The 23,397-nt window shown below is 66.5% G+C and carries 23 protein-coding genes; 14 read left to right on the forward strand and 9 right to left on the reverse strand.

The window, feature by feature from the left end:
- Positions 1 to 91: 91 nt before the first annotated feature.
- The 4 genes from M8A51_RS23895 to dnaA form a co-directional block, all read right to left on the reverse strand.
- Positions 92 to 1,108, reverse strand: a complete 1,017-nt coding sequence (locus M8A51_RS23895) for a hypothetical protein (protein ID WP_251781109.1) — start codon at positions 1,106 to 1,108, stop codon at positions 92 to 94.
- A gap of 218 nt (positions 1,109 to 1,326) precedes the next feature.
- On the reverse strand, positions 1,327 to 3,843 hold the full coding sequence (gene gyrB, locus M8A51_RS23900) for a DNA topoisomerase (ATP-hydrolyzing) subunit B (RefSeq protein ID WP_251781111.1): 2,517 nt from the start codon (positions 3,841 to 3,843) through the stop codon (positions 1,327 to 1,329).
- A 125-nt stretch (positions 3,844 to 3,968) separates the two neighbouring features.
- Positions 3,969 to 5,075, reverse strand: a complete 1,107-nt coding sequence (gene dnaN, locus M8A51_RS23905; RefSeq protein WP_251781113.1) for a DNA polymerase III subunit beta — start codon at positions 5,073 to 5,075, stop codon at positions 3,969 to 3,971.
- A 256-nt stretch (positions 5,076 to 5,331) separates the two neighbouring features.
- On the reverse strand, positions 5,332 to 6,771 hold the full coding sequence (gene dnaA, locus M8A51_RS23910; protein ID WP_251781115.1) for a chromosomal replication initiator protein DnaA: 1,440 nt from the start codon (positions 6,769 to 6,771) through the stop codon (positions 5,332 to 5,334).
- 352 nt (positions 6,772 to 7,123) lie between these two features.
- Here dnaA and rpmH point away from each other — a divergent pair, with 352 nt between their 5' ends.
- From rpmH to M8A51_RS23940, 6 genes are all read left to right on the forward strand, one after another.
- Entirely contained in the window at positions 7,124 to 7,258 is a 135-nt protein-coding gene (gene rpmH / locus M8A51_RS23915) for a 50S ribosomal protein L34 (RefSeq protein ID WP_251781116.1), read from the forward strand.
- Positions 7,259 to 7,306: 48 nt separating this feature from the next.
- Entirely contained in the window at positions 7,307 to 7,834 is a 528-nt protein-coding gene (locus M8A51_RS23920; RefSeq protein ID WP_251781118.1) for a ribonuclease P protein component, read from the forward strand.
- Positions 7,835 to 7,862: 28 nt separating this feature from the next.
- Complete coding sequence (gene yidD / locus M8A51_RS23925; protein ID WP_251781120.1) at positions 7,863 to 8,177, forward strand: membrane protein insertion efficiency factor YidD; 315 nt, start codon at positions 7,863 to 7,865, stop codon at positions 8,175 to 8,177.
- Positions 8,174 to 9,859 (forward strand): membrane protein insertase YidC, encoded by a 1,686-nt coding sequence (yidC, locus tag M8A51_RS23930; protein WP_251781122.1) that lies wholly within the window; start codon positions 8,174 to 8,176, stop codon positions 9,857 to 9,859. The genes yidD and yidC overlap by 4 nt, the downstream gene beginning before the upstream one ends.
- Before the next feature lie 207 nt (positions 9,860 to 10,066).
- Positions 10,067 to 11,458, forward strand: a complete 1,392-nt coding sequence (gene mnmE / locus M8A51_RS23935) for a tRNA uridine-5-carboxymethylaminomethyl(34) synthesis GTPase MnmE (protein ID WP_251781124.1) — start codon at positions 10,067 to 10,069, stop codon at positions 11,456 to 11,458.
- Between the two features lie 173 nt (positions 11,459 to 11,631).
- On the forward strand, positions 11,632 to 12,099 hold the full coding sequence (locus M8A51_RS23940) for a cyclic nucleotide-binding domain-containing protein (protein ID WP_251781125.1): 468 nt from the start codon (positions 11,632 to 11,634) through the stop codon (positions 12,097 to 12,099).
- Positions 12,100 to 12,172: 73 nt separating this feature from the next.
- On the opposite strand, the gene M8A51_RS23945 is transcribed toward M8A51_RS23940, so the two are convergent.
- A complete protein-coding gene (locus M8A51_RS23945; RefSeq protein ID WP_251781218.1) occupies positions 12,173 to 12,712 on the reverse strand; it encodes an adenine phosphoribosyltransferase in 540 nt (179 codons plus the stop codon).
- A 48-nt stretch (positions 12,713 to 12,760) separates the two neighbouring features.
- The gene (locus M8A51_RS23950) at positions 12,761 to 14,758 is read right to left on the reverse strand and encodes a monovalent cation:proton antiporter-2 (CPA2) family protein (RefSeq protein WP_251781127.1); all 1,998 of its coding nucleotides are present in this window, start codon (positions 14,756 to 14,758) and stop codon (positions 12,761 to 12,763) included.
- Between the two features lie 63 nt (positions 14,759 to 14,821).
- Between M8A51_RS23950 and M8A51_RS23955 the strand changes: the two genes are divergently transcribed.
- The 5 genes from M8A51_RS23955 (at position 14,822) to M8A51_RS23975 (ending at position 18,615) form a co-directional block, all read left to right on the forward strand.
- Positions 14,822 to 15,832, forward strand: coding sequence for an SIS domain-containing protein (locus M8A51_RS23955; protein WP_368408594.1), 1,011 nt, complete (start codon positions 14,822 to 14,824; stop codon positions 15,830 to 15,832).
- Positions 15,833 to 15,839: 7 nt separating this feature from the next.
- On the forward strand, positions 15,840 to 16,430 hold the full coding sequence (locus M8A51_RS23960) for a KdsC family phosphatase (protein ID WP_251781129.1): 591 nt from the start codon (positions 15,840 to 15,842) through the stop codon (positions 16,428 to 16,430).
- Positions 16,427 to 17,125: an LPS export ABC transporter periplasmic protein LptC gene (gene lptC, locus M8A51_RS23965; protein WP_251781130.1), complete on the forward strand. Its 699-nt coding sequence runs from the start codon at positions 16,427 to 16,429 to the stop codon at positions 17,123 to 17,125. Before M8A51_RS23960 ends, lptC begins: the two co-directional genes overlap by 4 nt.
- Positions 17,122 to 17,898, forward strand: coding sequence for an SDR family oxidoreductase (locus M8A51_RS23970; RefSeq protein ID WP_251781132.1), 777 nt, complete (start codon positions 17,122 to 17,124; stop codon positions 17,896 to 17,898). The genes lptC and M8A51_RS23970 overlap by 4 nt, the downstream gene beginning before the upstream one ends.
- A 117-nt stretch (positions 17,899 to 18,015) precedes the next feature.
- Positions 18,016 to 18,615: a DinB family protein gene (locus M8A51_RS23975; protein WP_251781134.1), complete on the forward strand. Its 600-nt coding sequence runs from the start codon at positions 18,016 to 18,018 to the stop codon at positions 18,613 to 18,615.
- Here the strand turns inward: M8A51_RS23975 and M8A51_RS23980 are convergent.
- Both M8A51_RS23980 and M8A51_RS23985 read right to left on the reverse strand, forming a co-directional pair.
- Entirely contained in the window at positions 18,612 to 19,082 is a 471-nt protein-coding gene (locus M8A51_RS23980; RefSeq protein ID WP_251781137.1) for a hypothetical protein, read from the reverse strand. The two genes, M8A51_RS23975 and M8A51_RS23980, sit on opposite strands and share 4 nt — an antisense overlap.
- Positions 19,079 to 19,582 carry a hypothetical protein gene (locus M8A51_RS23985; RefSeq protein WP_251781139.1) on the reverse strand — a complete coding sequence of 168 codons (504 nt, stop codon included), beginning with the start codon at positions 19,580 to 19,582 and terminating at the stop codon, positions 19,079 to 19,081. The genes M8A51_RS23980 and M8A51_RS23985 overlap by 4 nt, the downstream gene beginning before the upstream one ends.
- A gap of 213 nt (positions 19,583 to 19,795) precedes the next feature.
- On the opposite strand from M8A51_RS23985, the gene fumC reads away from it, so the two are divergent.
- Genes fumC through M8A51_RS24000 form a run of 3 tightly spaced genes read left to right on the forward strand, consistent with a single transcriptional unit; the run spans position 19,796 to position 22,481 of the window.
- Positions 19,796 to 21,196 carry a class II fumarate hydratase gene (gene fumC / locus M8A51_RS23990; RefSeq protein WP_251781141.1) on the forward strand — a complete coding sequence of 467 codons (1,401 nt, stop codon included), beginning with the start codon at positions 19,796 to 19,798 and terminating at the stop codon, positions 21,194 to 21,196.
- Between the two features lie 31 nt (positions 21,197 to 21,227).
- On the forward strand, positions 21,228 to 22,160 hold the full coding sequence (locus tag M8A51_RS23995) for a sodium-dependent bicarbonate transport family permease (protein ID WP_251781143.1): 933 nt from the start codon (positions 21,228 to 21,230) through the stop codon (positions 22,158 to 22,160).
- Between the two features lie 12 nt (positions 22,161 to 22,172).
- Positions 22,173 to 22,481 carry a P-II family nitrogen regulator gene (locus M8A51_RS24000; protein WP_251781145.1) on the forward strand — a complete coding sequence of 103 codons (309 nt, stop codon included), beginning with the start codon at positions 22,173 to 22,175 and terminating at the stop codon, positions 22,479 to 22,481.
- 196 nt (positions 22,482 to 22,677) lie between these two features.
- On the opposite strand, the gene M8A51_RS24005 is transcribed toward M8A51_RS24000, so the two are convergent.
- On the reverse strand, positions 22,678 to 23,121 hold the full coding sequence (locus tag M8A51_RS24005; RefSeq protein ID WP_251781146.1) for an RNA recognition motif domain-containing protein: 444 nt from the start codon (positions 23,119 to 23,121) through the stop codon (positions 22,678 to 22,680).
- Positions 23,122 to 23,397 lie beyond the last annotated feature (276 nt).

Genomic DNA, 23,397 nt, shown 5'->3' on the forward strand with positions numbered 1-23,397 from the left:
GGGGGCTCGTAGTTGAACTTCTTGAGCTGGTTCTGCTCGTGAAAGCTTGCGATGGATACGGTTGTCGCGTTCCGCTCAAGTTTCTTGATAGTCACTTGATCATCCTTTTCAACTGCTTGGCGTTGCTATAGGAGTGGTACGACCTAAACAGGCTACAACAAACCGCTTCAAATTGAGGGTTCGGATACGGATTGACCGAGATCACACGTGCCCGCCGCGACACCTCGCCCAACAGCATGTCAATCTCTTTGCGGTCTACATGCCAATAGCTGAGCCCATAAAGCACTACCAGGTCGTTCTCTCCGAGCTTTTGTGCAGCAGCAATCGCCTTGTCCCAAATCTGCCGGATCCACCTGTGCTTGTATCGCTCCGATTCTCCAGCTGGAGGAAGGATGCCGACCATAGGGAAGTGACTGTCGAGGCTGTCGTAGCGCACCTCCAGCTCATCGATGCCTCCCTCTGTAAACGTACTGCCACCGCTGTAGTTGATCGAGAAAGCAGACTTATCGATTGGCGTCTTGCCACAAAAAGTGATGGAACCGTGTGGCTTGTGAACTCGAACCTTGCTTCCTGGTGACTCGGCGAGTAATGGGATGGAGAAGTGCACAGCTTTCTTCTGCAAACTTCTCTCTAGGAAGGCATCGTAGTTGAAACTAACAACATCAATATCCGTCACCGCGGGTGCATCAATAGCCTCGAGAAGCCAGTCGACAGGCTCAAATACTTCCGCGGCGTCAAAGAAACCGCTGGCCTGCAGCGTGGCGTCATAGTGGACAAACAAATAACGCAAATACGCGACCAACTCTTTGTAAGCGCGTATGTAAATGCCGTCATCTAGAGATGATGGATCTGCCAAGCAGCAAGCATTGACAGCGGTGATGGTCTGCTCAATCACCTCATATGCGGTCTTTGCGGATACGGTCTGCCTCGCACCAAGTGCCCAAAGATTGGGGCAGTGCTCGTAGCTCAAAAATCCAGGCTTGCCACTGGCCGGCCAGGTGACATCACCGCCCATAGCGAAGAGGTTAGAAAGATCAACGCTCTCGACAGGCTTCCGACCGAGCATTGCCATAGAGAGACCATTGCCTGCAATGACCAACAGCCTCATCTACTGTCCCTCCACATTTCTCATAAGACTGTGACACCAGCCGACTTTATTGGGGCTCTACGGCGACCTTAGATTCGTAACGACGCCTTGCCTTTCAAGAGCCTGTGTGAGCCCTTAGGCCAGTTGCAATTACTTTGACGCCCTACGCCGATGCCAGATGGTTCTCGGAAATTTGCAAATACTGAGAAAGTTTGCAAATCAAATGAGAACCTACACCGTCACACATCAATATTCGCCGCCCTCAACGCATTGCTCTCGATGAAATCGCGCCTGGGCTCCACCTCATCCCCCATCAGCATCGTGAACACCCGGTCCGCCTCGATCGCGTCTTCGATCTGCACGCGCAGCAGGCGCCGCACGGTGGGGTCCATCGTGGTTTCCCACAGCTGGGCGGGGTTCATCTCGCCCAGGCCCTTGTAGCGCTGGCGGCCCACGCTGTTTTCGGCCTGGCTCATCAGCCATTGCATGGCCTGGCGGAAGTCGGTCACCTTCTGCTCTTTCTGCTTGTCGCCTTCGCCGCGGCGGATCACGGCTTCGGCGCCCAGCAGGCCCTTGAAGGTTTTGCCTGCCGTGCTCAGCACTTCGTAGTCGGCGCCGTGCACAAAGTCGGCGCTGATGATGCTGCTCTTGGTGTTGCCGTGGTGCTTGCGGCTGATGCGCAGCACGTGCTTGTCGGTGCGCTCGTCGTAGGCGGCTTCCACCTCGGCGCCGTGCAGCGCGGCTTTCAGTGAAGCGGCGCTGGCTTCGGCCTGGTCCTTGGTGTCCATGTTGATCTCGACGCCGTTGGCCAGCACGCGCAGGGCTTCGCCGTCCATCCAGTTGGCCAGGCGGCTGATCACGTTTTCGGCCAGCACGTACTGGCGCGCCAGTTGTTCGAAGGCCTCGCCCTTCAGCGTGGTGTCGTTGATGCCGGTGTACAGGTGGGCGTCGTTCAGCGCCACCTTCAGCATGTAGGCGTCCAGCTCGTGGGCGTCTTTCAGGTACTGCTCGTTCTTGCCCTGCTTTACCTTGTACAGCGGCGGCTGCGCAATGTAGATGTGGCCGCGCTCCACCAGCTCGGGCATCTGGCGGTAGAAGAAGGTGAGCAGCAGCGTGCGGATGTGGGCGCCGTCCACGTCGGCGTCGGTCATGATGATGATGCGGTGGTAGCGCAGCTTGTCGGGGTTGAAGTCGTCGCCGCCCGAGCCGGTCTTGCCGATGCCGGTGCCCAGGGCGGTGATGAGCGTCAAGATCTCGTTGCTGGCCAGCAGCTTTTCGTAGCGCGCCTTTTCCACATTCAAGATCTTGCCGCGCAGCGGCAAAATCGCCTGGAACTTGCGGTCGCGGCCCTGCTTGGCGCTGCCGCCGGCCGAGTCGCCCTCCACGATGTAGATCTCGCACAGCGCCGGGTCTTTTTCCTGGCAGTCGGCCAGCTTGCCGGGCAGGCCCAGGCCGTCGAGCACGCCCTTGCGGCGTGTCATTTCGCGGGCCTTGCGGGCGGCTTCGCGGGCGCGGGCGGCCTCCACGATCTTGCCGCAGATGATCTTGGCGTCGTTGGGGTTCTCCAGCAGCCAATCAGTCAGCAGGCGGCCCACGATGTCTTCCACCGGGGCACGCACTTCGCTGCTCACCAGCTTGTCCTTGGTCTGGCTTGAAAACTTGGGCTCGGGCACCTTCACGCTCACCACGCAGGCCAGGCCTTCGCGCATGTCGTCGCCGCTCACTTCCACCTTGGCCTTCTTGGCCAGCTCGTTGTCTTCGATGTACTTGTTGATGACGCGGGTCATCGCGGCGCGCAGGCCGGTCAGGTGGGTGCCGCCGTCACGCTGGGGAATGTTGTTGGTGAAGCACAGCACGTTCTCGCTGTAGCTGTCGTTCCACTGCATCGCCACTTCGACGCCGATGTTGGTGCTCTGCTCGCTCATCTTCTCGCCCATGGCGTGGAAGACGTTGGGGTGCAGGATCTTCTTGCCCTGGTTGATGAACTCGACAAAACCCTTCACGCCGCCGGCGAAGGCGAAGTTGTCTTCCTTGGCATTGCGCTCGTCGACCAGCTTGATCTTGACGCCGTTGTTCAAGAAGCTCAGCTCGCGCAGGCGCTTGGCCAGCACGTCGTAGTGGAAGTCGATGTTGTTGAAGATCTCGTCGTCGGGCAGGAAGTGCACTTCGGTGCCACGCTTTTCGGTCTCGCCGATGACCTTCATGGGGCTGATCTCGAAGCCGTCGCGCTGCTCCAGCACGCGGTCTTGCGGCACGCCCTTGCGGAATTCGATGAAGTGCACCTTGCCTTCGCGGCGCACCTGCAGGCGCAGCCACTTGCTCAGCGCGTTCACGCAGCTCACGCCCACGCCGTGCAGGCCGCCCGACACCTTGTAGCTGTTCTGGTTGAACTTGCCGCCGGCGTGCAGCTCGGTCAGCGCGATCTCGGCGGCGCTGCGCTTGGGCTCGTGCTTGTCGTCCATCTTCACGCCGGTGGGAATGCCGCGGCCGTTGTCGATGACGCTGATGGAGTTGTCGGTGTGGATGGTGACGACGATGTCGTCGCAGTGCCCGGCCAGCGCCTCGTCGATCGAGTTGTCGACCACCTCGAACACCAGGTGGTGCAGGCCGGTGCCGTCGGACGTGTCGCCGATGTACATGCCGGGGCGCTTGCGCACGGCTTCCAGGCCTTCCAGGATCTGGATGCTGCCTTCGCCGTAGCCGGTGTCGGCGGGGGTGCCGGGTTGCTTCGGTTGCTCGTTCGTTGCGTCGGTCATGAGGGGTCTCTATTCAATCGCTCGGGGCCTCGCAGGGTGGCTGCACAGCCCCATCAAAAGCACCTAAGCGGGCACGCGGCCCGCCTGGGGGGTTCAGTCACTGGTGACTGAAGAAACGCCGGCCGTCAAATTCTCATCGGCATCACGACGTACTTGAAGCCGGCCTGCTCGGGGATGGTGATCAGCGCCGAGCTGTTGGCGTCTTGCAGCTCCAGCTTCACCATGTCCTGGCTCATGTTGGCCAGCGCGTCCACCAGGTAGGTCACGTTGAAGCCGATCTCGATGGTGTCGCCACCGTAGTCGATCTCGAGTTCTTCCTTGGCCTCTTCCTGCTCGGCGTTGCTGGACGCAATGCGCAAGGTGCCGGGCTCGACGCTCAGGCGCACGCCCTTGAACTTCTCGCTCGTCAGGATGGCGGCGCGCTGCAGGCTGGCCAGCAGCGGCGCACGGCCCAGCGTCACGCTGTTCTTGTGGTTCTTGGGGATCACGCGGTTGTAGTCGGGGAACTTGCCCTCGACCAGCTTGGTGACGAACTCCATGCCGCTGAAGCTGAACTTGGCCTGGTTGCCGGCAAAGCGCATCTCGATGGGGGTGTCTTCGTCTTTCAGCAGGCGCTGCAGCTCCAGCACGGTCTTGCGCGGCAGGATCACTTCCTGGCGCGGCATTTCCACTTCCAGCGTGGCCTGGGCCAGCGCCAGGCGGTGGCCGTCGGTGGCCACCAGCGTCAGCTGCTTGCCTTCGGCCACGAACAGGATGCCGTTCAGGTAGTAGCGAATGTCGTGCACAGCCATCGCGAAGTGCACCTGGCCGATCAGGCTCTTGAGCGTCTTCTGGGGCACGCTGAAGGTGGGGCCGAAGTCGGCGGCTTCCTGCACCAGCGGGAAGTCCTCAGCGGGCAGCGTCTGCAGCGTGAAGCGGCTCTTGCCGCCCTGCAGCGTCAGCTTGTTCTGGTTGGCGGTGAGCGACACCACCTGGTCGGCCGGCAGCGAACGCAGGATGTCGATGAGCTTGCGTGCCCCGACCGACGTGTTGAAGTTGCCCGCGTCGCCTTCCAGCTCGGCCATCGTGCGCACCTGGATCTCGAGATCGCTGGTGGTGAACTCGACCTGGCCACCGGTCTTGCGGATCAACACGTTCGCCAGGATGGGCAATGTGTGGCGGCGTTCCACGATGCCGGAGACGGCTTGAAGGGCGCCCAGCACTTTTTCCTGGGGTGCTTTCAACACAATCATTTGAACCTCTTAAAGGTGGTAGCCGTAGTAGGGTGGCCGGTTTTTTGTGGACAACGCTATTTTGTCTTGCGGCGTCAACGCCTTAGCGCGATGACAACCATGTGCAGCCGCACGCCGTTTACTTCGCATGAACAGATAACAACTTCGTTCCGGGCTTCGCGCCTGTGGACATCTCTTCGCTTGTTCGAAAGTTGTCCCCAGGTTTGTCACTTGACCGCACGACTCCCTCTGAGGCATAGGCCGGTTCGGCACCGTCTCAGCCCTTCAGTGTCTGTTCCAGCACGTGCAGCTGCTGGTTCAGTTCAGTGTTCTTGCTGCGCTCGCCGCCGATCTTGCGCACCGCGTGCAGCACCGTGGTGTGGTCGCGCCCGCCGAACAGCTCGCCGATCTCGGGCAGGCTCTTCTGCGTCAGTTCCTTGGCCAGGTACATCGCGATCTGGCGCGGGCGCGCAATGCTGGCGGGTCGCTTTTTCGAGTACATGTCGGCGACCTTGATCTTGTAGAAGTCGGCCACGGTCTTCTGGATGTTCTCGACCGAGATCTGCCGGTTCTGGATCGACAGCAGGTCTTTCAGCGCATCACGCGCCAGCTGGATGTTGATTTCCTTGTGGGAAAACCGTGAATAAGCCAAAATCTTGCGCAACGCGCCTTCCAGCTCGCGCACGTTGGCGCGCACGTTCTTGGCCACGAAGAAGGCCACGTCCTCGGGCATCTGTGTGCCTTCGGCCTCGGCCTTCTTGATCAGGATGGCCACGCGCATTTCCAGCTCGGGCGGCTCGATCGCCACCGTCAGGCCGGAGTCGAAGCGCGAGGTCAGGCGCTCGTCGATGTCCACCAACCCCTTGGGGTAGGTGTCGCTGGTCATGATGATGTGCGCACGCTTGGCCAGCAGCGCCTCGAAGGCGTTGAAGAACTCCTCCTGCGTGCGGTCCTTGCCGGCGAAGAACTGCACGTCGTCGATCAGCAGCAGGTCGAGCTGGTGGTACTTGGCCTTCAGCTCGTCGAAGGTCTTGCGCTGGTAGTTCTTGACGACGTCGCTGATGAACTGCTCGGCGTGCAGGTAAAGAATGCGCGCGTCGGGCTTGTCGGCCAGCAGCGCATTGCCCACGGCGTTCATCAGGTGCGTCTTGCCCAGACCCACGCCGCCGTAGATGAACAGCGGGTTGTACATCTGCCCCGGCGCACCGGCCACATGCAGCGCCGCGGTGCGGGCCATCTGGTTGGCGCGGCCGGGCACCAGCGTGTCGAAGGTCAGGCCGGGGTTGAGGCGGTTGCGCGAAGCGCTGCTGGCGGCCGGAGCCGGTGCGGGGGCCGCGGCCGGCCGGGGTGCGTGCGTTGCGGCGCCGTTCAGGGCATGCACGGCCGCCACCGGGCCGCTGGCCGCCACGGCGGTGACCAGCACGCGGGCGCTGCTGTGCGCCACCGGGGCGGGCGCGGCTTCACGCGGGGCCAGCGACAGTTCCAGCTTGACCGGGTGGCCGGCCAAGTCGGCCAGCAGGCTTTCGATGCGGGGGGCGTACTGGTTGCGGATCCAGTCGAGCTTGAACCGGTTGGGCACGCGCACGCTCACCACCGGGCCGGCCTCTGCGGTCGAGACCGTGCCGGGCGGCAGGGGTCGGATCCAGGTGTTGAATTGCTGTTCGGGCATCTCCGCCGCGAGTCGCTCGCAGCAGCGTTGCCACAGGTCGGAGCTCATGTATTTGTGGAAAACCTTTTTCTGGAGCCGCGCGATTCTACCCCTCAACCGGCTGCGCAAGGCAAGTTATCCACAGTCTTTCTTGGCGGCCTAATCCCTGCGCCGCAGACCGGCTTCGGGCCCAAGTCGTTGACCGCAAAAGGGGTTTTTGTTGTAATCGTGGGTTTCCCGAATCCGGGGGTGGCATAGGCTGCACCCTCACGATGGGCCCCTGTGGCCCGGCCCGATGCTCGGGAAGGCATCAAGCCCGCACGAAGCCTAGGCTTTTGGCGGGCTTTGGTTTGAGGCTCCTGTCCCCCTTGTTGTTCGTTGTGGTCGACGGGCGGGGGCAGGGCGACACGAGGACTCGATCATGAAACGCACCTACCAACCTTCCAAGGTTCGCCGCGCCCGTACGCACGGCTTCCTGGTCCGCATGAAGACGCGCGGTGGCCGCAAGGTCATCAACGCCCGTCGCGCCAAGGGCCGCAAGCGTCTGGGCCTGTAATCGGTTGGCGGCCCGAAGGGCCTGAGCCCGATGCCGGCTGCGCTTGCCGTGCCTGCTGAAGCAGACACGGGCCGCACCCCGGTCCAGCACCTGAAGCAGCGCGCCGATTTCGAACGGGCGCTCGGTGCCGGGCCGGCCGGCGTGGTGGCACGCAGCACACACTTCGTGTTGCATTTCGTGCCGCCGGCGGCGGCTGCCGCCCCCGCTGCAAAGTCGGCTGCGGCCGAGTTGTCAACAGGGCTTGTGCCGAGTGACAACCAGGCTGTGGATTGCCCGGCCCGCGCAGGCTTGCAGCCGCTGGTGGGTGCCGTGATTCCCAAGCGCTGGGCGCGCCGTTCGGTCACCCGCAACCTGTTGAAGCGCCAGGTGTTTGCCTCTTTCGAGCGCCAGCCGGTACCCATCCCGCCCGGGGTGTGGGTGGTGCGCCTGCGCGTCACCTTCGACCGCGAGCAGTTCCACAGTCCGGCGTCCGACACCCTGAAGCGCGCCGCACGCGGCGAACTCGACAGCCTGCTCGGCCAGGGCCTGGCGCGTGTGCGCCGAGCCTCCGCGCCGCGGCCGCCCGCGTCGTCCTGACGCGCCACACCGACACGAAGGCCGGGCGATGGTGAAACGAGCGTTGCTGGTTCTGATCCGCGGCTACCGGCTGCTGCTCAGCCCCTGGCTCGGCGCGGGCTGCCGCTTCCACCCGACCTGTTCGGCCTACTCGCTCGAGGCGATCGAGCGCCATGGCGCTGCCGCGGGCAGCTACCTGATGGCGCGCCGCCTGGTGCGCTGCGGCCCGTGGTGCGAAGGCGGCTTCGATGCCGTGCCCGAGCAGCCGCCTCGCTTGTTCACACGCTTCATGCGCCCGTCGCCGGCCGTACCCGTGACGCCGGCCACCGTTCCCTCTCCCTCTACCAGCGAGTCGTCTCCATGACCGATATGCGCCGCACCATCCTCTGGGTGGTGTTCACGATGTCTCTCGTCCTGCTGTGGGACGCCTGGAACAAGCACACCGGCCGCCCGTCGATGTTCTCGCCGGCGCCGCCCGCCGCCAGTTCGTCGGCCGCGCCGCCGCAGCCGGGCGGCTCTGCCGCCGCCCTGCCGGCACCGGCGGCCACCGCCTCGGGCGGCACGGCCGGGGCCACCGGCGGCATCGCCACCCAGGCGCCGGCCGTCAGCAGTTCCGAGAAGATCACGCTGGTGACCGACCTGTACAAGGCGGTGATCGACACGCAGGGCGGCTCGCTGGTGCGCCTGGAGCTGTCGAAGTACGAAGACCAGCACGACCGCGGCAACCCGGTGGTGCTGCTGGACCAGTCGGCACAGCGGGTCTACCTGGCGCAGTCGGGCCTGATCAACCAGAACGACACCGGTGGCGCCTTCCCGAACCACCTGACGGCGATGACCGCGCTGCCCGGCGACCGCACGCTGGACGACGGCGAAGCGCAGTTGCAGCTGGCGCTGGAATCGGCCCCGGTCAACGGACTGCAGTACCGCAAGACCTACACCTTCAAGCGCGGCGACTACGCCATCGGCGTGAAGCACGAGATCGTCAATGCCGGCACCGAGCCGCGCGAGCCGCAGCTGTACCTGCAACTGGTGCGCGACGGCAATGCGCCTCCGGGGGAGTCGAGCTTCTATCACACCTTCACCGGCCCGGCCGTGTACACCGACGCCAAGAAGTTCCACAAGATCGACTTCAGCGACATCGAGAAGGGCAAGGCCGAAACCGCGCCGCCGGCCGACAACGGCTGGGTGGCGATGGTGCAGCACTACTTTGCGACGGCCTGGCTGAACACCGCGCCGATGCCGCGCGAGTTCCGCACCGCCAAGGTGGCGAGCAACCTGTATTCGGTGGCGATGGTGCAGCCGCTGCCGGCCGTGGCACCGGGCGCGACGCAGGTGGTCGACACCACGCTGTTCGCCGGCCCGCAGGAAGAGAAGAAGCTGGAGGCGCTGGCCCCCGGGCTCGACCTGGTGAAGGACTATGGCTGGTTCACCATCTTGTCCAAGCCGCTGTTCTGGCTGCTCGACAAGCTGCACGCGCTGCTGGGCAACTGGGGCTGGGCCATCGTGGCGCTGGTGGTGCTGCTGAAGATCGCCTTCTACTGGCTGAACGCCAAGGCGTATTCGTCGATGGCCAAGATGAAGGCCATCAGCCCCCGCATCACCGAGATGCGTGAGCGCCTGAAGGACAAGCCGCAGCAGATGCAGCAGGAGATGATGCGCATCTACAAGGAAGAGAAGATCAACCCGCTGGGCGGCTGCTTCCCGATCCTGATCCAGATCCCGGTGTTCATCGCGCTGTACTGGGTGCTGCTGTCGAGCGTGGAAATGCGCAACGCGCCATGGGTGCTGTGGATCACCGACCTGTCGGTGAAGGACCCGTACTTCATCCTGCCGTTGCTGATGACCGCATCGACGATGCTGCAGACCTGGCTGAACCCGACCCCGCCGGATCCGATGCAGGCCAAGATGATGTGGATCATGCCGCTGGTGTTCTCGGTGATGTTCTTCCTGTTCCCGGCCGGCCTGGTGCTGTACTGGCTGACGAACAACATCCTGTCGATCGCGCAGCAGTACATGATCAACAAGCGGCTGGGGGTCACGAAGTAAGACCACCCCTACCGGCTGCGCCGGCCCCTCAAGGGGCAACACCAGCGGACCGGCAAAGCCGGATCCGCGGTGTTCGTTGGGCCGGCACAAGCCGCGCGCCTATCGTTGGGGCGTGATCGAGACGCTGGCTGACGGCGGATGTTCAATGGGTCGCCTTGAGGAGTCCTTCCTCAAGGCGATTTTTCTTTCTGCTCGACAATCTTTGCCATGCTGAGTCGTCATCTGGATCCCATCGTTGCGATTGCCACGGCGCCCGGGCGCGGGGCGGTGGGCATCGTGCGGGTGTCGGGGCAGGGGATCGGGGCCTTCGTGCAAGCGCTGCTCGGGTCGGCGCTCAAGCCGCGTCATGCGAGCTATCTGCCGTTCAAAGGGGCGGACGGGCAGCCGATCGACCATGGGCTGGCGATCCACTTCCCTGGGCCGCACTCGTATACCGGCGAAGACGTGCTGGAGCTGCAGGCGCACGGCGGGCCGGTGGTGTTGCAGCTGCTGCTGGCGCGTTGCCTGGAGGTGGCGCGCGGGCACTTGCCGCGGTTGCGGCTGGCAGAGCCGGGCGAATTCACCGAGCGGGCGTTCCTGAACGACAAGCTCGACCTGGCGCAAGCCGAGGCAGTGAGCGATCTGATCGAGGCCAGCACCGAGGCCGCGGCGCGGTCGGCGAGCCGCTCGCTGACGGGTGCGTTTTCGCAGCAGGTGAACGAGTTGCGTGAACGCATGATCCGGCTGCGCATGCTGGTCGAGGCGACGCTGGACTTTCCGGAAGAGGAGATCGACTTCCTGCAGAAGGCCGACGCGACGGGGCAGCTGCGCGGCATTTGCCAGTCGCTCGACGCTGTGCTGGACCGCGCGCGTCAGGGCGCGCTGCTGCGCGAAGGCATCAAGGTGGTGCTGGCAGGGCAGCCGAACGTGGGCAAGAGCTCGCTGCTGAACGCGCTGGCCGGTGCCGAGCTGGCGATCGTCACCCCCATCCCGGGCACCACGCGCGACAAGGTCAGCGAGACGATACAGATAGAAGGCGTGCCGCTGCACGTGATCGACACGGCAGGGCTGCGTTCCAGCGACGAGGCGACCGACGAGGTGGAGCGCATCGGCATTGCGCGCACCTGGGCCGAGATCGAGGGCGCCGACGCGGTGCTCTTCCTGCACGACCTGACGCGGCTGGGTCAGCCGGGCTACGACGCCGGCGAACGCGAGATCGCGGCCAGGCTGCCGCCGAAGGCGCGGGTGGTCCATGTCTACAACAAGCTCGACGCCGGTGTGCAGCCGCCGGCGGCCGAGCCGGGCAACCGTGCGGTGGCCCTCTCGGCCAAGGCCGGCACCGGCCTGGACGCGCTGCGCCAACTGCTGCTGCAACTGGCCGGCTGGCATGCGCAGCCCGAGGGCGTGTTCATCGCGCGCGAGCGCCACGTGCAGGCGTTGCGCCGCGCGGCCGAGCACCTGGCGCTGGCGCAGGGCCATGCGGCGGCGGCCGACCAGGCGCTGGACCTGTTCGCCGAGGAACTGCGCCTGGCACACGACGCGCTGGGCGAGATCACCGGTGTGTTCACGGCCGACGACCTGCTTGGCGAGATCTTCAGCCGCTTCTGTATCGGAAAGTAAGGCCTGTCGACCCCGCGGACGAAGGGGGGCGGAACGCCGATGGGTGGTGCAATCTACGGGGGACCGCCATTGTGGGCCTGCGGTGGCAGGCAGATAATTCCGCCACTCACGAAGACCGCAGCGCGCTGGCGCGGCGGGTCGTCACCCCAGGGACAGCAGTAGAGGACCCGACCATGGATTTCAGCGAGGTCGTGCAAGCGATCCAGTCGCTCAACACGGAAGACGCCTTGCGAGCGCGGCTCGACGCGCAGCAGTGGCGCACCGTGGCCCAATACCTCACCCGCCACGAAATGCGCATGGGCGACGTGATCATCCGCCAGGGCGATCACGACCGGGCGCTGTACTTCCTGGCGCAAGGCACCTTGCAGGTCTACATGACCGGGGGCCCGCCGGGCTCGAGCAAGGTGGCCATCCTGCGCCCCGGCTCGGTGGTGGGCGAGCCCAGCCTGTTCGCCGACGGCGCGCGCACCGCCAACGTCGAGGCAATGACGACGGGCGCCGTGTGGGCCCTGCGGCTGCCGCGCTTCGACGAGCTGTCGCAGCGGGTGCCGGCCATCGCGCTGGAGCTGCTGCGCGCGGCCGGTGCAGTGATGACGGTGCGCATGCGGGCCAACCTGGCGCGCCAGATGCCGGTGACTTGAGCGCTGCGCCGCCGCCAGCAACAAGGCCACCCGAGGGTGGCCTTTTGCATGGCTGCCGGGCGGCCCGGCGGGTTCAGTGGCCCTCGAAGGACACCAGCGTGAACAGCGGCAGGCCGGCGGCCCGCAGCTTGTCGGCCCCGCCCAGTTCGGGCAGTTCGACGATCGCGGTGCCTTCGATCACCTGCGCGCCGAGCCGCTCCAGCAGCCGCTTGCCGGCCATCATGGTGCCGCCGGTGGCGATCAGGTCGTCGATCAGCACCACCTTGTCGCCGGCCTTCACCGCGTCGGTGTGCAGCTCGACGGTGGCCGAGCCGTATTCCAGCTCGTAGGTTTCCTCCACCGTCGTGAACGGCAGCTTGCCCTTCTTGCGGATCGGCACGAAGCCGACGTTGAGCTCGTAGGCCAGCACCGAGCCGATGATGAAGCCGCGCGCGTCGAGGCCGGCGATCACGTCGGGACGCACGTCGAAGTAGCGGTGCACGAACTGGTCGATCAGCACGCGGAACACCTTGGGGTTTTGCAGCAGCGGCGTGATGTCGCGGAACTGCACGCCCGGCTCGGGCCAATCGGGCACGGTGCGGATGTGGCTCTTGATGTAGGCGCGGTCGTCCATGGCAGGCGGCGTCGTGGGCATGGGGCGTCGATTGTCGCGCGTGCGGTGTCAGCCCACCAGCAGCTTCTGCTCGGCCAGCGCCAGCGGTTCGGGCAGCCCGGACAGCACCAGCGTGTCGCCGGCGGCCATCACCAGCGCGTCGTCCGGCTTGATCACGCCGCCGTGCGCCCGGCGCACCGACACCACCGTGACGCCGATGGCGTGCAACGTGGCATGCAGCAGCGGCTGGCCGCACAGCGACGAGCCGGCCGGCAGCGTGACCGACTGCAGCCGCTCGTGCTGCAGCTCGTCGGCGGTGTCGTCGTCGGCGCCGTGGAAGTAGCCGCGCAGCAGGCTGTAGCGCGCGTCGCGCTGCTGCTGCACGAGGCGGATCACCCGGCGCATCGGCACGCCGACCAGCGCCAGCGCATGCGAGGCCAGCATCATCGAACCCTCGATCGCTTCGGGCACCACCTCGGCGGCACCGGCGCTGCGCAGCTTCTCCAGGTCGGCGTCGTCGATGGTGCGCACGACCACCGGCACCTTGGGCGCGTGCTCGTGCACCAGCTGCAGGATCTTCAGCGCCGACGGCGTGTCGGGGTAGGTGACGGCCACCGCGCTGGCGCGCGCCAGGCCTGCGGCCATCAGGCTTTGCAGCCGGGCAGCGTCGCCGAACACCACGCTCTGGCCGGCGGCGGCGGCCTGGCGCACGCGGTCGGGGTCGAGGTCGAGCGCCATGTAGGGGATGTGCTCGGTTTCCAGCATGCGCGCCAGGTTCTGCCCGCTGCGGCCGTAGCCGCAGATGATCACGTGCCGGTCGGTGTTGATCGAGCGCTTGGCGATGCTGGTCATCGCCACCGACTGCATCAGCCAGTCGGTAGCCGACAGCCGCATCACGACGCGGTTGCTGTACTGGATGATGAAGGGCGTCGCCAGCATCGACAGCACCATCGCCGCCAGCACCACGCTGCGCAGCTCGGTGCCGACCAGGCCGCGGTCGGTGGCCAGGTTGAGCAGCACCAGGCCGAATTCGCCGGCCTGCGCCAGGTACAGCCCGGTGCGCAACGCCACGCCGGTGGTGGCGCCGAACAGCTTCGTCAGGCCGGCCACCAGCACGAACTTGAAGGCCACTGGCAGCACCGTCAGCAGCAGCACCAGCGGCCATTGCTGCAGCACCAGCCGCCAGTCGAGCAGCATGCCGATGGTGATGAAAAACAGCCCGAGCAGCACGTCGTGGAAGGGCCGGATGTCGGTTTCCACCTGGTGCTTGTATTCGGTCTCGGCGATCAGCATGCCGGCGATGAAGGCGCCCAGCGCCAGCGACAGCCCGGCGTGCTCGGTCAGCCAGGCCAGGCCCAGTGTGACCAGCAGCAGGTTGAGGATGAACAGCTCCTCGCTCTTGCGCCGCGCCACCAGCGTCAACCACCAGCGCATCACCCGCTGGCCGCCCACCAGCAGCACCACCACCAGCGCACTGGCTTTGAGCGTGGCCCAGCCCAACGCGGCGGCCATCTCTTCGCCGGACGAGCCGAGCGCGGGCACCAGCACCAGCAGCGGCACCACGGCCAGATCCTGGAACAGCAGCACGCCCATCACGCGGCGGCCATGCTCGCTTTCGAGTTCGAGCCGCTCGGCCATCAGCTTGACGACGATGGCGGTGGACGACATGGCCAGCGCGCCCCCCAGCGCCACGGCGGGCTGCCACGGCAGGCCCCAGCTGCGGCCGAGCAGCGTGTAGACCCAGGCCAGCGCGGCGTTGGCGGCGACCGTCACCAGGATGGTCAGCACCACCTGGCTCAGGCCCAGCCCGAACACCAGCTTGCGCATGCTCTTGAGCTTGGGCAGGTTGAATTCCAGCCCGATCACGAACATCAGGAACACCACGCCGAACTCGGCCAGGTAGCGGATGCCGGCGCTGTCCTTGGCCAGCGCCAGCGCATTCGGCCCGATCAGCACGCCGATGGCGAGGTAGCCGAGCATCGGCGGCAGCTTCAGGGTGCGGCAGGCGACGACGCCGATCACGGCGGCGAGCAGGTAGAGCAGGACGAGTTCGAGGGTGGAGGCCATCCGGCGGGCGGGTCAGGAGCGTGAAGCCTAGAATCCGTGGATCGTAGTCGAGAGTCCCGCCCCGTGTCAGAACGTTTCTCTTCCCCCAAACCCGTCGGCCCCTTCGACGTCGACCGCGCCGTGGCGCTGGCGCGCGAAACGCTGGAGATCGAAGCGGCGGCGCTGCTGGGCCTGAAGGCCCGCCAGGGCGAGGCTTTCGCCCGCGCCGTGCAGGCGATCCTGGAATGTGCCGGGCGCGTGGTCGTGATGGGCATGGGCAAGAGCGGCCATGTGGGCCGCAAGATCGCCGCGACGCTGGCGTCCACCGGCACGCCGGCGATGTTCGTGCACCCGGCCGAGGCCAGCCACGGCGACCTGGGCATGATCACCACCCACGACCTGGTGCTGGCCATCTCCAACTCGGGCGAGAGCGACGAGCTCAACGCCATCCTGCCGGTGCTCAAGCGGCTGTTCATCCCGATGGTGGCGATGACCGGCCGCGCCACCTCTTCATTGGCGCGCCATGCCGACGTCGTGCTCGACACCTCGGTCACCAAGGAAGCCTGTCCGCTGAACCTGGCCCCCACCGCGAGCACCACCGCGCAGATGGCGCTGGGCGACGCGCTGGCGGTGGCGCTGCTCGACGCGCGCGGCTTCCGCGAAGAGGACTTCGCCCGCTCGCATCCCGGCGGCGCGCTGGGCCGCAAGCTGCTGACCCACGTGCGCGACGTGATGCGCGGCGGCGACGCCGTGCCGCGCGTGCGCACGTCCACCAGCTTCACCGCGATGATGCGCGAGATGTCGTCGAAGGGGCTGGGGGCCACCGCGGTGGTCGACGAGAACAACCACGTCGTCGGCATCTTCACCGACGGCGACCTGCGCCGCCAGATCGAGAAAGGCCGCGACCTGCGCAACCTGACGGCCGAGGACGTGATGACGCGCGGCCCGCGGCTGGTGCGCGAAGACGCGCTGGCCGTCGAGGCGGCCGATGTGATGGAAGAGGCGCGCATCACCTCGGTGCTGGTGATCGACGAATCCGAGCAACTGGTGGGGGCGCTGAACTCCAACGATCTGATGCGCGCGAAGGTCATTTGACGCCCCCATGCGCCCGATCGAACCCCACCTGAATTTTCCGCCCGAGCTGCTGCTGCAGGCGCAGGGCATGCGTGCAGCCATCTTCGACGTCGACGGCGTGCTGACCGACGGCCGCGTCTACATCGGCGAAACCGGCGAGGTCTTCAAGGCCTTCAGCACGCTCGACGGCCACGGGCTCAAGCTGCTGGCCATGGCGGGTGTGGTGCCCGTGGTGATCACCGGGCGTGACTCGCCGGCCGTGCGCCGGCGGGTGGCCGACCTGGGGCTGCAGCACGCGCGCTACGGCGTGCACGACAAGCTGGCCGCCGCGCAGGCGGTGCTGGCCGAGTTGCAGATCGACTGGCCGCAGCTGGCGGTGATCGGCGACGACTGGCCCGACCTGCCGCTGCTGGTGCGCGCCGGCTTTGCCTGTGCCCCCGCCAACGCACACATCGAGGCGCGCGCGGCCGCCCACCACGTCACCGAAGCGGCGGGCGGCCACGGCGCCGCGCGCGAATTCTGCGACCTGTTGCTGGTGGCGCAGGGCCGCTACGCCAGCCTGCTGCACACGCAGCTGCAGACGCTCGACGACGGCCAGCGCAGCGGGCCGGCCGCATGAATGCACCGGCCGAGCGGGTGGTGCTGGCACCGGCAGCGCCGCGGGCCACGCCGCGCGCGCCGCGGCGGTCCTGGTGGGCACGCACCATCGACTCGGTCACCATCTACCTGCCGCTGCTGCTGATGGCGCTGCTGGCCGCCGGCACCTACTGGCTGGTGAAGAACACGCCGGTGCCCGATGGCCCACGCGTCGAGGCGCCACCCCGCCACGAGCCCGACTACGTGATGAACGGCTTCTCGGTGCAGCACTTCACGCCCGCCGGGCGGCCCAGCACCTTCCTGGAAGGCCGCGAACTGCGTCACTACCCGGACACCGAGACGCTGGAGATCGACGACGTGCGCGTGCGCAGCACCGACGAACTGGGCCGCGTGACCGTGGCCACCGCCGAGCGGGGCTTGTCGAACCGCGACGCCAGCGAAGTGCGGCTGGTCGGCAACGCCCATGTGGTACGTGAAGCCGGCGGCCCGGCCGGTGCACCGGGCGGCACCGAGCGGCTGGAATTCCTCGGCGAATTCCTGCACGTCTATACCGAAGCGCAGCGCGTGGTGTCGAACCGCCCGGTGTTGCTGCGGCGAGGCAGCATGGAAGTGCGGGCGGCTTCGCTGAACTACGACCACGCCAAGCAGGTGCTGGAGCTGAAAGGGCAGGTGCAGGGCACGCTGCCGCCGCGGGGGCAGGGGGCCGGCAACTCGTGAACGCGCCCCTCGTCTACATCACCGGCGCCTCCAGCGGCATCGGCCAGGCGCTGGCTGCGCGCTACTACCGCGGCGGCTACCGGCTGGCATTGGTGGCCCGGCGTGCCGGCGAGATCGAAGCCTGGGTCAGTGCGCAGGGCTACGACGGGGCGCGCGTGGCGGTCTACGCGGCCGACGTGCGCGACGTGGCCAGCATCACCGGTGCCGGCCGCGCCTGCCTGGAGCGACAAGGCCTGCCCGACGTGGTGATCGCCAACGCGGGCATCAGCGTCGGGGTCGACACGGCCGAGTACGACGACCTCGACGTGATACGCGCCACCTTCGAGACCAACAACCTCGGCATGGCCGCCACCTTCCAGCCGTTCGTGGCGCCGATGCGCGACCGACGCAGCGGCACGCTGGTCGGCATTTCCAGCGTGGCCGCCATCCGGGGCCTGCCCGGCCACGGCGCGTACTGCGCCAGCAAGGCCGGGGTGGTCAGCTACTGCGAAAGCCTGCGCGGCGAGCTGCGGCCGTACGGTGTCAAGGTGGTGACGATCGGCCCCGGCTACATCGACACGCCGCTGACACGCGAGAACCGCTACCCGATGCCTTTCCTGCTGCAGCCCGACGACTTCGCCGACCGTGCCTTCCGCACCATCGCGGCGGGCGTCAGCTACCGGGTGATCCCCTGGCAGATGGGCGTGGTCGCCAAGCTGATGCGGCTGTTGCCCGACGCGCTGTTCGACCGGCTGCTGGCCGGCCGCGCGCGCAAGAAGCGTCGCGGCGAGTAGCCCGGCGCCGTCGCGTTGCCCGGGGTGCGGGCGGTCACAAACTGCTGCCGCTCGTTGCTGGCCGCCGCCGCGCGGCGCGCGCAGAATGGCCGTTTGCTCTGTTGCTGGAGGCAACGCATGACCGGCCTGCCGCACCACCTGCTCACCTGCGCCCTCAACAACCGCTGGGCCAACTATCGGCTCGAACAGGCCTGCGCGCAGCTCGGACCGCTGCAATTCGCGGCCCGGCGCACGGGCTTTTTCCCGTCCATCCAGGCCACGCTGAACCACATCCTCACGGTCGACTGGAAGTACATCGACGCGATGGAGCGCGCGCTGCAGGGCCGTTCACCCAACGACAACTGGCGCAGCTACTTCGACCCGCCCGAGCCCTACCGGACCTGCACCGAACTGGCCGCCGCCCAGCAGGCCAGCGACGCACGCCTGATCGCCATCTGCCGCGCCCTCGACGACGCCCGGCTGGGCCTGCAGGTGCCGGTGCCGCGCGAACACGGGCCTCACCCCGAGCGGCTCGACCGCCTGCTGGCCCACCTGTTCCAGCACCAGGTGCATCACCGCGGTCAGGTGCACGCGATGCTGGCCGGCACCGACGTCGCGCCACCGCCGTTGGACGAGTTCTTCTGCGACAGCGACGCTGCGTTGCGGGCGGGGGACTTCGAGGCGCTGGGGTACAGCGAGGCGGCGGTGTGGGGGTCACCGACCGCGCATCCGTGCTAAAGGCACATGAGGCTACCAGGCAGAAGTCGCCATTGATCCTTGGTGAAGGTTCCACTCACGAAACCGCCGGGGTGAAGCGCTCCCCTCTTGTCCATCTCGAGTACATGCAGGGAGCAGGTCCATCCCTCGGTGGTTTTTCCGGACGGATCGGTGTGGCTGCCCGGCTCACAGCCTCCTCGCAGTACGGCCCGTTGTTTCGGTTCTCGTTCCAACCCGTAGCCAAGTACTGCAGCCAGGATCTCGCGCAACGTCAGTTTTGCTGCGATCTGAGGAGCGCCGAGGCAGGCCGGGTGCTCAGACAAGGGCGTGGCCGCATTCTCAAGAAACAGCTGAACGACTTGGGCATGCTCGGGAGGGTGCGCGGGATCGATCGTCGCCGGATCACCGGTGCGCGGATCGATGCTTTGCGCAGCGGCGCTGCAGGAGACGACGCAAAGGAGCCAAGCGGTTCTCGAACGAAGCTTCACAGGAAGGTCCCGTAGTAGTACTCGACGGTCTGACCGGCAGCATGGTACGCGTGCCGGAACTTCTGCATGAACATCGCTACGGAGTCCTGCACGACGATGTCGCTCGTATTGCTGTAGTGCCAAACGGAGCCGTGCACATAGATGCCGATGTGCTTGGCGGGGTGTTCGTTCATCTTCAAGCGATCACCTGTTTTGACGATGTTGCTGGTGTGGGTGACAAAGATCAGGCAACAGGACAAGTGCGCGGGGCGGTTCACCCAGAGTCCCGTGTCTCGCAGCCGATCGAAGATCTCGTTGACTCGGATGCACGCCCCTTTTTCAGCCCGCTTCTTCTCCGCGGACGTTCGGTTCTTGCATGTCGCCCCGAACTCGTAGCCCAGCATGTGGCCGACAAAGTGCGCGCAGTGGTTCTCGGAGTTTTCCTTGCCCAGGCCGAACGGGCAGAAATGGCTGATGTGCTTGCCCGCCGCTTCGCAAAGGGGCACAGATGTCTTGATCATGTTTCCTCACCTTGAACGTTGTACTTCTACGAAAAACCGCGGCCATCCTAAGCACCAACCGCCTGTGCGAACAGCAAATCGGGCGTAGCAAGTTGTGTCGTTGCGCGACAGCATGTTGGAATCTGCTGGCGAGCCAGCACCAGGGAGTTGACCCGGCGCGGTGGTGCGTGCCGGCCATCGGCGCTATCGTCGGCGCCGAAAGGAGCGCCAGCCATGTCCCTCGTCACCCGCACCGAAACCGACTCGATGGGCGCCATCGAAGTGGTCGGCGACCGCTACTGGGGCGCGCAGACGCAGCGCTCCATGCACCACTTCCCGATCGGCGTCGCGCGCTTCAAATGGCAGCGGCCGATGATCCGTGCGCTGGGCCTGTTGAAGAAGGCCGCCGCACAGGCGAACGCGGAACTGGGCGAATTGCCCGAAGACGTGGCGCGGCTGATCGAGGTGGCGGCCGACGAGGTGATCGACGGGCGGCTCGACGAGCACTTTCCGCTCGTGGTGTTCCAGACCGGCTCGGGCACGCAGTCGAACATGAACGCCAACGAGGTGATCGCGAACCGCGCCATCGAGATGGCCGGCGGCGTGATGGGCAGCAAGAAGCCGGTGCACCCGAACGACCATGTGAACCGCGGCCAGTCGTCGAACGACACCTTTCCGACCGCGATGCACGTGGCCGTGGTCGAGCAGCTGCATGCGAAGCTGTTCCCCGCCGTCACGGCGCTGCGCAACACGCTGGCGGCCAAGGCGAAGACCTATGACCATCTCGTCAAGACCGGCCGCACTCACCTGCAGGACGCCACGCCGATCACGTTGGGGCAGGAGATCGGCGCCTGGGTGGCGCAGCTCGATTTCGGTTTGAATGCGGTGCGCGCCAGCCTGCCGGCCTTGCACGAACTGGCCATCGGCGGCACGGCGGTGGGCACCGGGCTCAACGCCCACCCGGAGTTCGGCGACCGCGCGGCGCAACGTCTCGGCGACCTGACCGGCCAGCCCTTCGTCTCGGCGGCGGACAAGTTTTTCGCGCTGTCGGCGCACGACGCGCTGGTGCAGACGTCAGCGGCATTGCGCACGCTGGCGGGCGGTCTGATGAAGATGGCCAACGACGTGCGCTGGCTGGCCAGCGGCCCGCGCTGTGGCCTTGGCGAGTTGCGCATCCCCGAGAACGAGCCGGGCTCGTCCATCATGCCGGGCAAGGTCAACCCGACGCAGTGCGAAGCGATGACGATGGTTTGCGTGCAGGTGTTCGGCAACGACGCGGCGGTGGCCTTCGCCGGCACGCAGGGCAACTTCCAGCTCAATGTGTACAAGCCGGTGATGGTGCACAACGTGCTCGAGAGCCTGGAGCTGCTGGCCGATGCATGCGCGGCGTTCGACGCCTATTGCGCGCGCGGGCTGGAGCCGAACGAGGCGGCGATCGACGAGCACCTGGAGCGCAACCTGATGCTGGTGACGGCGCTGAACCGCCACATCGGCTACGACGTCGCGGCGCAGATCGCCAAGCGCGCCCACCACGAAGGGCTGACCTTGCGCGAGGCGGCGCTCGCATCGGGCCACGTCAGCCCCGAGGACTATGACCGCTGGATCGACCCGCTGAAAATGACACGCCCCGGCTAGGGCCTGGTCACGCGTGGCACCATCGCGGCCCATGATCGACGTGGTGGTGTTCTTCTTCCTGTTGGGTGTGTTCGCGCGCCTGGTCAAGTCGGACCTGCGGTTGCCGGAGGCGCTGTACGAGACGCTGTCCATTTATCTGTTGCTGGCCATCGGGCTGAAGGGCGGCATCGAGCTGTCGAAGCAGCCGCTGCTGACGCTGGCGCCGCAGGTGGGCGCGACGATGCTGCTGAGCTTCGCGATCCCGCTCGCGCTGTACCCGCTGTTGCGCGGCTTGCGGCTGTCGGGCGCCGACAGCGCCTCGGTCGCGGCGCACTACGGTTCGGTCAGCGTGGTGACCTTCGCGGTGGTCACCGCCGCGCTGGTGCGCCAGGGCATTCCCCATGAAAGCCACGCGCCGTTGTGGGTGGCGGTGATGGAAGCGCCCGGCATCGTCGCCGGGATCCTGCTGGCGCGTCTGTCCCGGCTCCAGGACATCCGCTGGGGCGCGCTGCTGCACGAGGTGCTGTTCGGCAAGAGCGTGCTGCTGCTGCTCGGCGGCCTGCTCATCGGTGCGGTGGCCGGCGAGGAAGGCACGGCACCCATCCATGCGGTGTTCGTCACGCCGTTCAAGGGAGTGCTGGCGCTGTTCCTGCTCGAACTGGGCCTGGTGGCCGGCGGCCGGCTGGCCGAGGTGAAGCGCTTCGGCGCGGTGGTGATCGGTGTGGGCCTGCTGGTGCCGCCGGTGCTGGCGCTGGCGGGTGCGATGGTCGGCGTGGCACTCGGGCTGTCGACCGGTGGCGTCGCGGTGCTGGCGACGCTGGCCGCCAGCGCGAGCTACATCGCGGCGCCGACCGCCATGCGCATCGCGGTGCCGGAGGCGAATGCCGCTCTGTCGATCACCGCGGCACTGGGCATCACGTTCCCGTTCAACATCGTGCTTGGCATCCCGCTGTACATCCGGCTTGCGGTTGCGTTGACTTCGTAAAGGAACCCGGCGATGGCCCTGACCAAACACCCCCGGCAGCTGCTGGTCATCATTGCCGAGGCGGCCCTGGAGAAGTCGCTGGTGCGCGACGTGAAACGGCTCGGCGCGCACGGCTACACCGTCTACGACGTGCGAGGCGAGGGCGAGTCCGGCGTGCGGGAGGGCGCCTGGGAGGCCGACCGCACGATCGAGATGAAGGTGATCTGCGAGGCCGGCGTGGCCGACCAGATCGCGCAGCATGTGCTGACGGCGTATGCACCCCACTACGGCGTCACGATGTTTTTTGCCGACGCGCTGGTGCTCAGGCCGGAGAAGTTTTGACCCCCCTACGCGCTGCGCGCGCCCCCCGAGGGGGCGGCACTGGCAGACCGGCGGAGCCGATCTGCGGCGCCACTCGAAAGGGCGGCGGGCTGGCGCCGGCCGCATTTGCCTGGGCTTGCGGTGGAAATGAAAAAGCGACGGGGCTTGCGCCGCGCCGCTTTTGCGGGCTGAGCCGGAGGCTCAGCGTGACCGGGGATCAGTAGCCGCCGCGGCCGCCACCGAAACCACCACGGCCACCGCCGCCACCACCACCACCGAAGCCGCCGCGGCCACCGCCGCCGCCACCACCACCGAAGCCGCCTTCACGACGGCCACCGCCACCACCGCCGCCGAAGCCGCCGCCACCACCGCGCGGGCCGCCGAAGCCGCCACCGCCGCCGCCCGGACGGTCTTCACGGGGGCGAGCCTCGTTGACCACGATGGCGCGGCCCGACAGGGACTGGCCGTTCATGCCGTTGATGGCAGACTGGGCTTCGGCATCCGAGCCCATTTCGACGAAACCGAAGCCCTTGGAGCGACCGGTGTCGCGGTCCATCATGACCTTTGCGGAGGTCACGGTACCGAATTGCGAGAAGGCGTCATTCAGATCTTCGTCGCGAACGCTGTAAGCGAGATTGCCTACGTAAAGCTTGTTGCCCATGAGAGAGCTCCTTTCAATACACGTCAGTCAGTTGGAGCTTCTACCCATCATGAACCACTCAGATCGAGGCGCCGCATCCACACACACGAAAGGCCATTATGTGGTCACCCGGGGGCGATGTGAGCACCATGTGTGAAAAAGTGTTGTTTCCGCATGCGCGATGGCGGGCAAAATCGCACGCTTCGGCCGGTGGTTTCCCCTGCGCCCCGACGATTGGTGATCGGCAGGCCACTGGGTATCATCGCCCGCGCTGCCGGGCCGGGACGCGGCCTGACG

It is taken from the genome of Caldimonas mangrovi, assembly GCF_023721835.1.
Classification (GTDB): domain Bacteria; phylum Pseudomonadota; class Gammaproteobacteria; order Burkholderiales; family Burkholderiaceae_C; genus Caldimonas; species Caldimonas mangrovi.

What these genes read in the sequence shown, in the direction of transcription:
- M8A51_RS23895 (WP_251781109.1), bottom strand. Translation starts at nt 1,108, where the DNA reads ATGAGGCTGTTGGTCATTGCAGGCAATGGTCTCTCTATGGCAATGCTC.
- gyrB (WP_251781111.1), bottom strand. Translation starts at nt 3,843, where the DNA reads ATGACCGACGCAACGAACGAGCAACCGAAGCAACCCGGCACCCCCGCC.
- dnaN (WP_251781113.1), bottom strand. Translation starts at nt 5,075, where the DNA reads ATGATTGTGTTGAAAGCACCCCAGGAAAAAGTGCTGGGCGCCCTTCAA.
- dnaA (WP_251781115.1), bottom strand. Translation starts at nt 6,771, where the DNA reads ATGAGCTCCGACCTGTGGCAACGCTGCTGCGAGCGACTCGCGGCGGAG.
- rpmH (WP_251781116.1), top strand. Translation starts at nt 7,124, where the DNA reads ATGAAACGCACCTACCAACCTTCCAAGGTTCGCCGCGCCCGTACGCAC.
- yidD (WP_251781120.1), top strand. Translation starts at nt 7,863, where the DNA reads ATGGTGAAACGAGCGTTGCTGGTTCTGATCCGCGGCTACCGGCTGCTG.
- yidC (WP_251781122.1), top strand. Translation starts at nt 8,174, where the DNA reads ATGACCGATATGCGCCGCACCATCCTCTGGGTGGTGTTCACGATGTCT.
- mnmE (WP_251781124.1), top strand. Translation starts at nt 10,067, where the DNA reads ATGCTGAGTCGTCATCTGGATCCCATCGTTGCGATTGCCACGGCGCCC.
- M8A51_RS23940 (WP_251781125.1), top strand. Translation starts at nt 11,632, where the DNA reads ATGGATTTCAGCGAGGTCGTGCAAGCGATCCAGTCGCTCAACACGGAA.
- M8A51_RS23945 (WP_251781218.1), bottom strand. Translation starts at nt 12,712, where the DNA reads ATGGACGACCGCGCCTACATCAAGAGCCACATCCGCACCGTGCCCGAT.
- M8A51_RS23950 (WP_251781127.1), bottom strand. Translation starts at nt 14,758, where the DNA reads ATGGCCTCCACCCTCGAACTCGTCCTGCTCTACCTGCTCGCCGCCGTG.
- M8A51_RS23960 (WP_251781129.1), top strand. Translation starts at nt 15,840, where the DNA reads ATGCGCCCGATCGAACCCCACCTGAATTTTCCGCCCGAGCTGCTGCTG.
- lptC (WP_251781130.1), top strand. Translation starts at nt 16,427, where the DNA reads ATGAATGCACCGGCCGAGCGGGTGGTGCTGGCACCGGCAGCGCCGCGG.
- M8A51_RS23975 (WP_251781134.1), top strand. Translation starts at nt 18,016, where the DNA reads ATGACCGGCCTGCCGCACCACCTGCTCACCTGCGCCCTCAACAACCGC.
- M8A51_RS23985 (WP_251781139.1), bottom strand. Translation starts at nt 19,582, where the DNA reads ATGATCAAGACATCTGTGCCCCTTTGCGAAGCGGCGGGCAAGCACATC.
- fumC (WP_251781141.1), top strand. Translation starts at nt 19,796, where the DNA reads ATGTCCCTCGTCACCCGCACCGAAACCGACTCGATGGGCGCCATCGAA.
- M8A51_RS23995 (WP_251781143.1), top strand. Translation starts at nt 21,228, where the DNA reads ATGATCGACGTGGTGGTGTTCTTCTTCCTGTTGGGTGTGTTCGCGCGC.
- M8A51_RS24000 (WP_251781145.1), top strand. Translation starts at nt 22,173, where the DNA reads ATGGCCCTGACCAAACACCCCCGGCAGCTGCTGGTCATCATTGCCGAG.
- M8A51_RS24005 (WP_251781146.1), bottom strand. Translation starts at nt 23,121, where the DNA reads ATGGGCAACAAGCTTTACGTAGGCAATCTCGCTTACAGCGTTCGCGAC.